General features: G+C 42.1%; 9 protein-coding genes. All 9 read right to left on the bottom strand.

Annotated elements, in window-relative coordinates; genetic code table 11:
* Positions 1 to 22 precede the first annotated feature (22 nt).
* Positions 23 to 2,203, bottom strand: coding sequence for a malate synthase G (locus tag B0I26_RS14770; RefSeq protein WP_111646184.1), 2,181 nt, complete (start codon positions 2,201 to 2,203; stop codon positions 23 to 25).
* A 159-nt stretch (positions 2,204 to 2,362) separates the two neighbouring features.
* Positions 2,363 to 3,811: an FAD-binding oxidoreductase gene (locus B0I26_RS14765; RefSeq protein ID WP_111646183.1), complete on the bottom strand. Its 1,449-nt coding sequence runs from the start codon at positions 3,809 to 3,811 to the stop codon at positions 2,363 to 2,365.
* A gap of 2 nt (positions 3,812 to 3,813) precedes the next feature.
* Positions 3,814 to 5,169, bottom strand: a complete 1,356-nt coding sequence (locus B0I26_RS14760; RefSeq protein ID WP_111646182.1) for a (Fe-S)-binding protein — start codon at positions 5,167 to 5,169, stop codon at positions 3,814 to 3,816.
* A gap of 1 nt (position 5,170) precedes the next feature.
* Entirely contained in the window at positions 5,171 to 6,496 is a 1,326-nt protein-coding gene (locus B0I26_RS14755; protein ID WP_111646200.1) for an FAD-binding oxidoreductase, read from the bottom strand.
* Positions 6,497 to 7,404: 908 nt separating this feature from the next.
* Positions 7,405 to 8,535: a glycerate kinase gene (locus tag B0I26_RS14750; protein WP_111646181.1), complete on the bottom strand. Its 1,131-nt coding sequence runs from the start codon at positions 8,533 to 8,535 to the stop codon at positions 7,405 to 7,407.
* Positions 8,536 to 8,815: 280 nt separating this feature from the next.
* The gene (locus B0I26_RS14745; RefSeq protein WP_111646180.1) at positions 8,816 to 9,439 is read right to left on the bottom strand and encodes a histidine phosphatase family protein; all 624 of its coding nucleotides are present in this window, start codon (positions 9,437 to 9,439) and stop codon (positions 8,816 to 8,818) included.
* A gap of 622 nt (positions 9,440 to 10,061) precedes the next feature.
* Positions 10,062 to 12,089, bottom strand: coding sequence for a sensor domain-containing phosphodiesterase (locus B0I26_RS14740; RefSeq protein WP_111646179.1), 2,028 nt, complete (start codon positions 12,087 to 12,089; stop codon positions 10,062 to 10,064).
* A gap of 316 nt (positions 12,090 to 12,405) precedes the next feature.
* The gene (locus tag B0I26_RS14735; RefSeq protein WP_111646178.1) at positions 12,406 to 13,152 is read right to left on the bottom strand and encodes an IucA/IucC family C-terminal-domain containing protein; all 747 of its coding nucleotides are present in this window, start codon (positions 13,150 to 13,152) and stop codon (positions 12,406 to 12,408) included.
* On the bottom strand, positions 13,152 to 13,967 hold the full coding sequence (locus B0I26_RS14730) for an ABC transporter ATP-binding protein (protein ID WP_111646177.1): 816 nt from the start codon (positions 13,965 to 13,967) through the stop codon (positions 13,152 to 13,154). The genes B0I26_RS14735 and B0I26_RS14730 overlap by 1 nt, the downstream gene beginning before the upstream one ends.
* Positions 13,968 to 13,969 lie beyond the last annotated feature (2 nt).

Here is a 13,969-nt window from a genome sequence, read left to right as displayed (position 1 = left end):
CTCAGCTACTTTGTATCGTAGATTACTGTTTTACTGCGAACTTCGCTTTAGCTTCTAAGCGACGGCGGTGCAAGATTGGCTCCGTGTAACCGTTTGGCTGTTCATAGCCTTTGAAAATGAGATCGCATGCCGCTTGGAAGGCAACTGAGTTGTCATAGTCTTCAGACATTGGCCGATATGCAGGATCACCAGCGTTTTGCTCATCGACGACTTTCGCCATGCGCTTTAACGTCTCAAGCACTTGCTCTTTCGTGCAAATTCCATGGTGAAGCCAGTTCGCGATATGCTGGCTGGAAATTCTTAATGTCGCCCGGTCTTCCATCAGCCCGATATTGTTAATATCCGGCACTTTCGAGCAGCCAATTCCTTGCTCTACCCAGCGGACAACATATCCAAGAATACTTTGAGCGTTATTGTCCAACTCTTGTTGAATTTCTTCAGGAGTCCAATTAGGATTGGCCGCCACTGGAATCTGTAAAATTTCATCGCGAAAATCTTTAAATTCTTTGCTTAATTCATTTTGTACTTTTGTGACATCGATTTGATGATAATGGATCGCATGCAAGACGGCTGCCGTTGGAGAAGGCACCCATGCCGTATTGGCACCTGCCTGAAGCTGGCTGCCTTTTTGCTTCAGCATTTCCGCCATCATATCCGGCATTGCCCACATTCCCTTACCAATTTGCGCCCGTCCTTGGAAGCCGCAGGCAAGACCAACGCTTACATTTGACTTCTCATATCCTTGCAGCCATGTTGATGTTTTCATATCATTTTTGCGAATCATCGGTCCTGCTTCCATCGAAGTATGGATTTCATCGCCAGTTCGATCTAAAAATCCGGTATTAATAAACACAATGCGATCTCTTACTTGATAAATACAGTTTTTCAAGTTCAGCGTTGTGCGGCGTTCCTCATCCATCACACCGATTTTAATTGTATTTCGCTCCAGTCCGAGCATATCTTCAACACGGTCAAACAGTTCATTCGCAAAAGCGACTTCTTCTGAACCGTGCATCTTCGGTTTAACAATGTAGATAGAGCCTTTTGCGGAATTTTTATAGCGGCCATTGCCTAATAGAGAATGTTTCGCAATTAAGCTTGTGACAACTGCATCCAAAATTCCTTCATAAATTTCCTCGCCATTTTGATCTAATACGGCATTATTGGTCATCAAATGTCCAACGTTGCGTACGAACATGAGCGAACGGCCCGGCAATGTCAATTCTTCTCCGCTTGGCGTTGTATAAGTGCGGTCAGGATTGAGCGCGCGCGTGATTGTTTTATTTCCCTTTGTGAATGTTGCCGTCAAGTCTCCTTTCATTAAACCTAACAAGTTGCGGTATACATGCACTTTATCCTCTGCATCGACGGCAGCGACAGAATCTTCGCAGTCCATAATCGTCGTCAGCGCAGCTTCCAATAAAATATCTTTTACACCGGCTGTATCTGTTTTGCCGACAGGATGACTGCGATCGATTTGGATTTCAATATGCAAACCGTTATTTTTCAGCAAGATAGCCGATGGATCTTCCGGATTTCCTTGATAGCCGACAAATTTTTCTTCATCTTGAAGGCTCGTTGTCCGGCCGTCTTTAACGGAAACAGACAATTTGCCATTGACGACGGCATACTTGACAGCATCTTTATGAGAGCATCCGTTTAACGGTACAGCTTCATCAAGGAATTGTTTTGCATAGGCAATCACTTTCTCACCGCGGACCGGATTGTAACGTTCTCCGCGTTGTGCGCCATCTTCTTCACTGATCGCGTCCGTTCCGTAAAGAGCATCATAAAGACTTCCCCAGCGCGCGTTCGCTGCATTCAGTGCATAGCGGGCATTGCTGACAGGAACAACTAACTGTGGTCCGGCCTGTAAAGCGATTTCATCGTCGACCCTTTCAGTCGTAATTTGAAAATCTTCTACTTCCGGCTCTAAATAGCCAATTTCCTGCAAAAATGATTTATATTCGTCAAAGTCAAAATTTCCTCTATGCTGCCGGTGCCATTCGTTCAGCTTTTCTTGAATTTCATCGCGGCGGGCAAGCAGCGCTTTGTTTTTTGGTGTCAAATCTTTTACTAGCGTTTCTAAATCCGCCCAGAATTGTTCACTGTCCACCCCGCTTTGCGGCAGAACTTCCGTATTGATAAAATCATAGAAAATACTGGCCACTTGAAGGTTGCCTACTTTCACATAGTTTTGCATAAAAACATTTCCCCCTTTTCATAATGAACGATTTAGTAAGAGTGCTTGCTCGTATTACGGAGAAATCAACTTTTGTTTGTTATTAAAAAACATTGTTTCGTAATTTATTTAAAAAAATAATAGCATAAAATTGTGGTTATTTCAATAATTTTCAAAAAATTATTTCGTTTTCTCGTTTCTTTTTACTTCTACACAGCGCCCTGGTGTTGGAAATAATTTTCCAGCATTTAATAAGTTTTTCGGATTGAACACATCACGAATATTGGTTTGGGCAATAATTTCTTCATCGGTGAAAATGAAGCGCATTTCTTCGCGTTTCTCAATCCCTACTCCATGCTCACCGGTAATGGAGCCGCCGACATCGGCACAAACTTGCAGACATTCGCTCCCAGCTGCCAGCGCTTTTTCTGTTTCTCCTGGCTTTCTCGCATCAAAAAGAACAAGCGGATGAAGATTTCCATCTCCGGCATGAAAAATATTAGCGATGCGCAAGCCATATTTTTCGCTTATTTGCTTGATTCGCTCCAGCACTTCCGGCAGCTTGCTTCGCGGAATCACTCCGTCTTGTACTAAATAGTCAGGAGAAATCGCCCCCATCGCTCCAAAGCCTGTTTTGCGATTCGCCCACCATCTTTCCCTTTCCTTCTCATCTTGCGCTACTTTCACTTCACGAACATTTCGTCTTCTGCATACTTTTAAAATTTCATCAATCTGCTCATCGATACCGGCGGAAATGCCGTCGACTTCAATAAGCAACAGCGCTTCGATGTCTTTCGGATGTCCTACTGGAAACGCCGCCGCTTCAACTCCCTCAATTGCTGTTTTATCCATCATTTCAAGAGCAGCGGGAACAATTCCGGCAGAGATAATATCAGACACAGCCTGACTTGCGTCGGAAACTTTATCAAAATAAGCCAACACGGTTTGTTTTGCTTCGGGATTTTTCAAAATGCGAACTGTTATTTTTGTCACAATTCCTAATGTTCCTTCCGAGCCCGTCAACAGTCCTAATAAATCATATCCAGGAGGGTCAAGAACTCCATTTGTGCTAATTTCGATAATTTCGCCATTCGGCAAAACGACTTCCATCCCTAAAATATGATTTGTCGTCACGCCGTATTTCAAACAGTGCGCTCCCCCGGCATTTTCAGCAACGTTTCCGCCAATTGTACAGCAATATTGGCTTGATGGATCGGGAGCATAATAGTAGCCTTTATCAGAAATCGAATGTGTCAATTTGAGGTTTACAAAACCCGGCTCCACAACCGCACGTCGATTTTCAAGGTCGACACTTAGCAGCCGCTTCATCTTTGTTAAGCTGATGACCACCTCACCATTCAACGGAATCGCTCCGCCGCTTAAACCCGTTCCTGCTCCGCGGGCAAGAAAGGGCAAATCATTTTCATGGCAATATTTCACAATCTGTGCGACTTCCTCTGTACTTTTTGGAAACACAACCGCTTTCGGCAAATGCCGGTGAATCGTAAAACCGTCACAATCATATGCAAGCAAATCCTCTTTTTTGTAAAGAATCGATTGAGCGCCGCCAACGATTTTCGCAAGATTTTCGATATGTTTATCTTTGATTTGCACGTCTTTTACAGCCATGATTATACCCCCTTCAGACGCTCCTCTTTTTGATATGCCCAGTCAAGCAGCTGAACCGTATGCACAATTTTTTGATTTCTTCCGTATTTCAGCACCCCCAGCGCCATTTGCAGCATACATCCAGGGTTTCCCATTGAAATCATTTCGACGTCTTCAGGAACGTACTCCATTTTACTTTTAAGTACAGCTCCTGCCATTTCTGGATTCGTAATATTATAAATGCCGGCGCTTCCACAGCAGCGGTCAGCATTTGGCATATGAACCATTTCCACCCCGGGAATGCTAAGGAGAATGCTGCGAGGCTCCTGACGTATACCTTGGCCGTGGGCTAAATGGCATGCATCATGATACGTAATCCGCGTCTTGATTTCCGCTTTTGGTTTTTCATAGCCTGTGTCATGAAGATATTTGGAAATGTCTTCTACCTTCGAAGCAAACTGTTCTGCTTTTTCACGCCACTCATCGTCTTCGCGGAACAGTTCTGGATATTCCTTCAACATGCAGCCGCAGCCTGCTGCATTGACAATGACCGTCTCAGCATCTTTAAACGCTTCGATGTTCTGCTTCGCCAGCTTTCTTCCTGTTTCGCGGTCGCCTGCGTGAACATGCAGCGCTCCACAACACGTTTGATTTTGCGGGATCACTACGTCATTTCCATTACGGGTTAACACATTGATCGTTGCTTCGTTAATATCGCTGAACATCACATCCATGACACATCCGGTTAAAAGCGCAACAGTCCGCTTCGTCTCCCCTTTTGCTTTAATGACGCCCGCCTGTTTGTATTTTTTGCGCACCGGCTGTTTGACTTCCGGTAAAACCGCTTCCATCTCCACTAAATGTTCAGGCATAATATTGATAAGCCGCGTTTTGCGCGCCACCTTTTGCAATCCGCTCTTTTGATAAAACTTTAACAAGTTTCCTAATAAATGCAGGCGATCTGGATGCGGAAACACTCCTTCAAGGAAAAATTTACTTACCGCTCCCTTCCAGCCGGTTAATGGCATCGCCTGACGAATTTGCCCGCGCGCCTCTTCAATGAGCCCTCCGACATCGACATCAGCAGGACAAGCTGTTGTACATGCCCGGCAATCAAGACAGGCAAAAACCGGATCTGCAAAAGCTTCATTAACTTCCAGCTTTCCTTCGGCAACCGATTTAATGAGATGGACACGTCCGCGCGGAGAATGCTGCTCCTGTCCGGTTTGCTCATAAGTTGGACATGATTCCAAGCACATGCCGCAATGAACGCAATCGGCCCATTTGCTTTCATCAGGCGGATCGCTCCAAAGATAATTGCCCAGGCTCGTCGTTGTACATGCAGGTGCTTGTTTTAAATCGCTTTCTCTTACACTCACTTTAGATCCCTCCTACAAATCGTCTATGATTAAGAGTATGATTCGGGTCAATTTTTGCTTTAATTCCTTCTAATAGGAAGAAATAAGACGGTTTTTCACCCCAAACGTCTACTTTTTGCCGCAGCGCAAACGGTAAATGCTTCACAATCACGTATCCGCCAAGCGGTGTCACAAACTGTCGAAACCGTTCAATGACGGCGACAACATCTTCGCCTGTCCCTTTTACATATACTTGGCATAACCCATGCCCTAGACCGCCGTGCGCCTCAATGGCTACATTCGCGGCCTCCTGCAAGATGTGGCTTTCTTTGATGACTTGAAGGACGTCGAGGTTAACGACACCGATTTTCAAGGCAGCTTCTATTTCTTGGCCGTCTCCGCTTTGTCTTCCATTCGGACCGATTGTATAAAATTGTTGCCAAAACACTCGCGCTTCTTTTAGTGGCAAAATGGCCATGCTTGTTTTTGACGGCTGAATGCGCTTTACAAAATCTTCTTGATAATGGACGGAGCTTTCGACATCTTCAAAGCCGATCGCTAATGTATAAGTCCGCTTACCGGTTAACCGTTCCGATAAGGATGGGCTTAACAGTTCAAGGGACGTTGGTTCCATCATCGAATCCAGCAACCTCACAGCAAAAGCGCGAATCTCTTCAATATTTCCTTCCGGGAACGATAAGAGAATGAGGCTTTCGTATTTTGGCAGCGGACGAAGCTTCAACGTTACTTCCGCTATTACTCCGAGCGTCCCCATCGAACCGATAAACAGCTTGTTCATATCATAACCGGCCACATTTTTTACAACTTTGCCACCTGAGCGGATGATGGTTCCATTCGGATAAACGACTCTCATCCCGATGACGCTGTCTCGGGCAGAGCCATAACGAAATCGTTTCGGACCGCTGTCATTGGCCGCAATGACTCCGCCAATCGTTGCATATTCCGGCCATGCCGGGTCTAAAGCAATCGTTTGGTTATATTGAGCTAAATATTCCTGCAATTGTTGAAACGGCGTCCCCGACTTAACCGTTAATGTCATATCGCCAACGGTATGCTCGACAACACCTTTATAGTCCGCCAATGAAAGCAAAATATCAGCACATTCCGTTAACCCGCCAAATCCTCTCTTTGTTCCGCCGCCGACAATCGTTACTTTTTTTCCGCCGTTGTCGGCATACTTTAAAACGTTCGCAATTTCTTCTTCTGTTTGCGGATAAACCGTTACCCGACCGCTATTCCCCAGCGGATGGCTTTCGTTTTCTTCCACCTGAATTTGGCTGTCGCGTAAAATCGACTTTAATTCCAATAAAAACTCTGTGGCAATCAATCCCAACACCCCTTGTTGTTCTGTAATAAGAAACACTGTTTCTTTAATTTAGTAAAAAACCCCTTCTATTGTTTCACTGCCATTATCTAAATGGATACTACTTATTATTTAATCACTTCTTTTTCTATTTTTCAAATAATTTTTATAATTTTAAAAATAATTGAAATATATATTCTGTGAGAAGGCATAACGAATCCTCGCGAAAATGAAAACCTTTGACATATCGTGAATATGATATGATGTAACTTTTCCAAGCCCCATCGGCATCAAGCTTCCTTAAAGAGATGGCTCGGGCCGTTGATCTAATTTGATTGGTCCTGTATGTTTTGTTTCTCCCGTATTGACACTCCTCGAAATATAAATGTATAAAATGAAAAATTTATAGTATGAGCGTATTATAAAAACAGAGTAGGATAACGTACGAAATTATAATAAAAAAACACAGTACAAAAACGAAATATATGGCTGAAGGACTTATGAAGTAAGAAGAATTTGTATCCGAATATCCTCTTATAATAATCATCAACGGCGGGGAATTTGCGACAATCGTTTACTCTCCCTATCATCATTGATGAGCTCGTCATCGGCTTTCTTGCGTCGGAATTAGCGGAAGACTGAAACATTAACATACATTAATTAATAAAGAGAAAAAACGATGAACGAATATTTTATTTACTTGCTCAAAAATCTTTAAAACTATTTTGATGCTCTTTTAACACTTGATACAGAATCTACATAACTTAAACAGTTTTCGCTGCCTTTTCATTTACGTTTTCTATTGTTTATGGGGGCTGACACAAGTGTCTGACCTCTCGTATAGTGTTTTTATCCATGCTATATCCTATCATTATAGTTATGAGATCTGACACTTCTTTTGGGTCAGCCTCTTCTAGCTTTAGCATAAATTTCTAAACAGAGGCGGCTCTAATTAATCTCGCCACGTTTTTTGCCTGGGTAAAAAGCAATTCTTTTGCCTGTTTTATACATTGTTCTAAACTCATCGGTCCGCTTGCAATCGAATAACAGCTGACAAATTGCTCATACAATTGTTCATACCCTGTCCCAAGACTACCGGAAATAAGAATCGGTTTAGCTCCATATTGTCTTGAGATTGCCGCTACATAAGAAGGCACTTTTCCATAGAGCGTTTGAAAATCACTTTGTCCTTCCCCCGTAATGACCCAGTCAGCCTGTTTTATCTTCTCTTCAAGCTGCGTCACTTCAGCAACAATGCGGGAGCCTGACATCATTTTTCCGCCTAACAGCAAAAAAGCATAGCCCAATCCGCCCGCTGCTCCGGCACCTTTTACGTTTTTATAAGACTTGCCAATCTCTTTTTCAATGACATTCGCATAATGGTCTAATGCCTTATCCAATTCAAAGACTTGGTGCGGTGTCGCTCCTTTTTGCGGACCAAATACATGCGACGCTCCTCTTTCACCGCATAATGGATTATCGACATCGCTGGCAATTTGAAATTGGCATTCTTTCACCAGCGGATGGAGAGATGAAAAATCAACCTTCGCTACCTTCTTTACAAACTCCCCAAATGGTTTCACGGTTTCACCATTGCCATCGATAAAAGTAACGCCAAGCGCTTGCAGCATCCCTAAACCGCCATCATTCGTAGCACTTCCCCCTAAACCGATAATAAATTGACGGTACCCCTTTTCCATTGCATGAATGATGATCTCTCCAATCCCATAAGACGTTGTTTTATAAGGGTCCCGTTTTTCTGGCGGAACCATCGGCAAACCGGCAATCTTCGCCATTTCAATAACAACCGTTTTTCCGTCCTCTAACACCCCATATTTCGTCGCAATTTTGCTGCCCAAAGGCCCTGTTACCTCAACAGAAAAACGCTCTCCTCCTATTGCATACATAAATGCATCAAGCGTTCCTTCTCCGCCATCGGCCATCGGAACGACTTCAATGTTTGCATGAGGAAATTCGCTCAAAAATGCTTTTTGTATTATCGTTCCGACTTCAACAGCCGTCAAACTTCCTTTATATGAATCTGGTGCAATGACAATGTTCATGCATATCACCTTTTTCTCAATTTTATATCCATTTTCAAAAAATCATTGGAATATTTTCTGCACTTTTCGTGAGGGATGTATATTTTTGGACGATTCTACGATCGATCGGCTCAAAATTTTTCCTTATTGCGCATACTTTAGTTGTTTCAATACTATAGCGTCATAAACATGTTTTTGATTTAATTTTTTGGGAGAAAAGTATAGGCTCTATATGTTGAAAATCTGAGATGGAGCTATATCCCCCCCTTAAATACGCAAAAGCTGTAAAGGGGGGTTTTTATCAACGTTCAACATTCATCTCTAAATGCGACACATCCCCGACCGTGACAAGCTCAAACGTCCCATTCGCCGCCTGCACAATCGTTAAGCTTGTTCCTTGCATAAACGGAGGCTCCCAAAGCTCGGCAAGCGGCATGTTTTTAAAATAGACAATTAATGTTTTTAAAACAACAGCGTGCGTCACAACAAGAACATTGCCTGATGGATGGCGGTTCACGATATCTTGTATGACATGAAGGGCTCGTGTTTGGACCTCAATAAAACGTTCGCCGCGCTGCGGTGAATAGAGATGCGGCCTATTCCAAAAATGCTCGTAAGCAACCGGGTCGAATTCAGCAATTTCATCATGCGTTTTTCCTTCCCAATCCCTGAGGTTGATTTCCCGTAAATTTTCATGATGATACATTGGGATAAGCCGTCCGCTGCGGATTAATTGTGCTGTTTCAATCGCACGGCCGCTTGTGCTTGTATAAATCGCGGCGAATTCAATCGATTCAAGCCGTTTGCCTAAAAGCGCTGCATCCCTTTTCCCTTTTTCCGTTAACGGCGAATCCTGCCACCCTTGCATTCGCTTTTGTACATTCCACTCTGTTTCCCCATGTCTTGTTAAATATAATGTCAGCATATTTGTTCCCTCCAGTTTCATCTCATTTCGCCCGTTTTTTCAAGCCACTCGACCGCAATCCCAAAATTTTTTCTCATCATAACTTAAAACACGGAATGGATTGCCCTCGTATATTTGTTAATGGTGTTTCTTTTACTAAGAGGGGTATCAAAAAAACAAAAAATATGGATTGGCAAATTTTTTATTTTAGTGGTTGCTGCTTTTATGATCGAGAGTTTATAGATTGGTTTATTTTCATTAGACAAACAAGAGTGGCGAAATTCAGGTGCTACCACTCATCCTTGAAAGATGGGTTGTCCCATTTTATATTCTGTTATCGCTTTCTATGTTCGGCCTTATTCTATTTAGGTTAATCAGAAAAATAATGAAAAGTGACCAAAAACTAAAACAGCGCTTAAACATTTTGACTTTCCTGTTTAGCGGATTGTATTGAACATTGTCTTATCTTTCGCTTTTTATTGTTTATTTCATGTATTTCCCATTCGCGCCTTAATTACATGAAAAAAGTGGCTGTCTCATAAAGGACTGACCTCATGAATAATCCAATAGTGTTCTTATCCTATGTTATGTCCTATATATTATGGTTGTGGGGTCTGACCCTTGATTTTTGAAACAGCCTCCATTAACGAGTTGAAGCCTTTGCGTTATGTTCCTCCAGCCATTTTTTTAATTTTTCCGCTTCAAGCGATTGGCTGAAATAAAATCCTTGGGCAAAATCGCAATCCATTTGCTGAAGAAGCGATACCTGCTCATTGTTTTCTACTCCTTCAGCCAACACTTTTATATCTAAACTTTTCGCTAAATGAATAATCGTATCAACAATCGTCGCATCTTTTGAACTGCCGGCAATATCTTTAATAAAGGAGCGGTCAATCTTTAAAAGAGACACCGGCAAATTGCGGATATATGCCAATGAAGAAAAACCGGTTCCAAAATCATCAATGGCTACTTGTATGCCGATATTTTTCAGCTCGGTTAAAATCTTTTTTCCTGTTTCGATATTTTCTATCAAGCCGCTTTCCGTCACTTCAAGAATTAAGTGGACAGGCTTAAATTGTGTACGTTTTAATACATTCATCACATGACCAACTAACTCTTTGCGGTTTAACAAGTACGGCGAAAGATTGACCGCTAAATGCAAGTCTGTAAAATGACGCTGCCATTCCTTCACTTGCCTGCACGCCTGCTCTAACACCCATAGCGTAATTTCAAAGATAAATCCGCTCTCTTCTGCCAATGGAATGAACTCCAGCGGGCTGATCTCTCCTAATGCTGGATGACTCCAGCGAATTAATGTCTCGACGCCCATCACCACTCCGCTGTCAAGTTCGATTTTCGGCTGATAGCATAAATAAAACTGTTTCCTCATAATCGCAAACGGCAAATCTTGTTCAATAATGGCATTGCGTTTTTGCAGCGGACGATAAAAATAATAGCCGTTTCTCCCCTGCTCCTTCACTTGATAAAGCGCTTTATCTGCATACTTCATCAGTTTATCAATATTCGCACTGTCCGTTGGATAAAAAGCTATGCCAATTGAAAGAGTCGATTGAATCAGCTGCTGTTCATAATAAAAAGGCTGATGAAATGCCTGAATCAGTTTTTCCGCCATTACTGTCACTTCGTCCTTTGTCACTTTTGGCAGCAATAAAACAAATTCATCTCCGCCTAAGCGGGCAAAAAAATCATTAGGACGAAGCACGCTTTGCACGCGATTGACCGCTTCTTTTAGAAAATAGTCACCAGCTTGATGAGAAAAATGGTCGTTAATCCATTTAAACTTGTCAAAGTCTAAAAAACAAAGGGCAAACGTACAATTTTGCCCGACCAGCTCTTTTACATGTTTTTCAAAATAAGAACGGTTCGGTATGCCTGTCAGTGAATCAAAATAAGCAAGCTGGCGAAGCTTTTCTTCGTATCTTTTTCGTTCGCTTATGTTTTTAGCAGCAATCACTACGTAGTCAATCTGTTTTTTTTCATTTAAAATCGGTGTGCCTTGGGCCTCAAGCCAAATCCAGTCCCCATTTTTAGACTTCCTGCGAAATTCCACTGTCTGAGGCTTACAATCTGTATATAGTTTTTGCAATTTTTCCTTTAACATGGGAATATCGTCTGGATAAACCGAGCAAAACAAATCTTCTCTAGAAATTGTTTCAGATAAATTTCCAAAAGCGTTTTTATATGAAGGAGATACATATGTTAAATTTCCTTCATTTGATAACATAAGTATATAATCAGAGGAATGTTCAGCGATAAGACGAAAACGCCGTTCGCTATCTTGCAGGGCAGACTCTATTTCCTTTTGTTTTGTAATATCGCGGAAGACACAGGTAATATATATCACCTCGTGTTTTTCGTTAAAAATCGGCGATAAAGTAGCACTGATCGGGATAGATTGCCCATTTATTTTTTTGGCTTTAAATTCAATATTGCGCAATATTTCGCCACGCTTGACCTGCTCAAACACTTGTTTAGCTCTTTCCCAATCGCATAAATCGATATTTGCTAAGCCGATTTGTTTCAGATCGTCTTCCGTCCAGCCAAATAATTCTTCAAATGCCGGGTTTATGTTTACGACATTTCCTTGCGGGTCGAAAATAACCATCGCATCAGCAAAGTAATGGAAAAAAGCAGAGAATTTATCTGTCATACAAGCTAATACCTCTCCAAATCATTTTCTCTTATCAACATCCTATCTGTATAATAAGCTTCTCACTCTATCAAAATAGCTTGTCTATCAATTTCATTTTCACTAAAATACATACACAAATCAACAAATTTGATCAAAATTTTCGCTCAAGACAATCACATTCATTTTGTGAGCAGAGAGAGCCTTTTTGTTTCCGTATGGCAAGCTGGATCTAACATTTGCTTCACCTATACTATACCTTTGAAAGTTATAAACACAATCATGTTGTCTGCTATACATAAAAACATCACCTTTTTGGTGATGTTCGCCATAATATTCACACACGACAAGGACAAGTTTGACAGCGTGCACCATCTTCTGCCGTTTGATAATATAAACAACAAGTAGTCCGCACCCGAATCTCTTTCTGCAACTCTATCGAAAATGTCTTTTCCTTCCAAAAGCGAAACAGCGGATTTTTGTGATAGGCGCCAAACAAACTTCCTTCCGCTTCTTGAACGATAAAGTGAAAATCAGCAAATAAATGGTCATGTATTGCAGCAAATTTCTCATCTTCCATTAACGATTCATAAAGCCAAAATATATAAATAGCAACATTTTCCCAAAGAATCCGTTTCGACAGTTTCGACACATCAGCGAGCACTTCAACGAGTACATACGTATGATTGGCAAAAAGGTCAGTCATCACCTGTTTGCGCCAGCTTTGACGGTCATTATCCGCTTTAGTGTATTCCAACGTTTCAAAGCGGAATGTCGGCATCCATACTTTGTTTTCATCTTCGCTTTCCATCCAGATTTTTTTGAAGTCAAAATGGATGCTCTTATTCCAAACGGACATGGCATAAAGAGACATGATGAGCAAAAAACTGTATCTTTTCATGAACATCGAAGCAGCAACCGCCTTATTAGGTGCGTGAATCCTTTCCCTTAACATTTCTAAATAGGCTGTTAAACGGTCTTCGCACAGCAGTTGATCAAGGCGGACAGACAATGGTGAATTAGTCTCTTCCGTAGAAAGCCGAAACTTCTTTAATTGAGCGATTTCGCTTTCGGAAAACATCATCACGATACGCCTTCCTTTTGTAAAATACATCTCCCTTTTCCATAAGGAATACATAACGGAGTACCAAAAAGCGGATCCATTGTAACTTGACAATCCATTTGAAATACGTCTTTGACTAACTGGCAAGTAATAATCTCTTCCGGCTTTCCTTGCGCGTATATTTTTTTGTCACGAATCGCCACGATATGATGAGCATAGCGGCAGGCAAGATTTAAATCATGAAGTACCATAACGATCGTCCGCTTTTCTCTTTCGTTCAATTCAAACAGCAAATCGAGAATTTCGATTTGATGCGTCATATCTAAATACGTTGTTGGCTCATCAAGCAAAATGATATCGGTATCTTGGGCTAGAGTCATTGCAATCCAAGCGCGCTGACGCTGTCCTCCGGAAAGCGAATCAACTGGACGCTCCGCGAATTCTTTCATCCCTGTTGCTTCAAGAGCAAATTGAACTTTTCTTTCATCTTCTTCCGACCATTGTTTTAGCCATGTTTGATACGGATATCGCCCTTGCTTGACAAGCTGCAATACGGTCAGTCCTTCCGGCGCTGTCGGAGATTGCGGCAAAATCGCCAGCTTCTTCGCTACTTCCTTTGTTGACATTTTCGCGATGGCTTTCCCTTCGAGCAGTACCGCACCGTCAGTTGGTTTTAACAGGCGGGCGAGCGAACGAAGCAGCGTTGATTTCCCGCAGCCGTTTCCGCCAATCAAAACGGTGATTTTTCCTTTTGGAATGCGAAAATCAAGTTGATGAATAATAATCGTGTCGCCATAAGACAAAGTGAGCGATTTAGTTTCTAACACATCTTTCATTT

This window comes from Paranoxybacillus vitaminiphilus, assembly GCF_003259935.1.
GTDB lineage: Bacteria > Bacillota > Bacilli > Bacillales > Anoxybacillaceae > Paranoxybacillus > Paranoxybacillus vitaminiphilus.
The sequence above is the reverse complement of the archived record's forward strand: the minus strand, read 5'-3'. Positions and strand labels throughout refer to the sequence as shown.

Bases quoted from the DNA above. Each gene is read 5' to 3' on its own strand.
- B0I26_RS14770 (WP_111646184.1), bottom strand. From the start codon at position 2,203: ATGCAAAACTATGTGAAAGTAGGCAACCTTCAAGTGGCCAGTATTTTC.
- B0I26_RS14765 (WP_111646183.1), bottom strand. From the start codon at position 3,811: ATGGCTGTAAAAGACGTGCAAATCAAAGATAAACATATCGAAAATCTT.
- B0I26_RS14750 (WP_111646181.1), bottom strand. From the start codon at position 8,535: ATGAACATTGTCATTGCACCAGATTCATATAAAGGAAGTTTGACGGCT.
- B0I26_RS14745 (WP_111646180.1), bottom strand. From the start codon at position 9,439: ATGCTGACATTATATTTAACAAGACATGGGGAAACAGAGTGGAATGTA.
- B0I26_RS14740 (WP_111646179.1), bottom strand. From the start codon at position 12,089: ATGACAGATAAATTCTCTGCTTTTTTCCATTACTTTGCTGATGCGATG.
- B0I26_RS14735 (WP_111646178.1), bottom strand. From the start codon at position 13,152: ATGATGTTTTCCGAAAGCGAAATCGCTCAATTAAAGAAGTTTCGGCTT.
- B0I26_RS14730 (WP_111646177.1), bottom strand. From the start codon at position 13,967: ATGAAAGATGTGTTAGAAACTAAATCGCTCACTTTGTCTTATGGCGAC.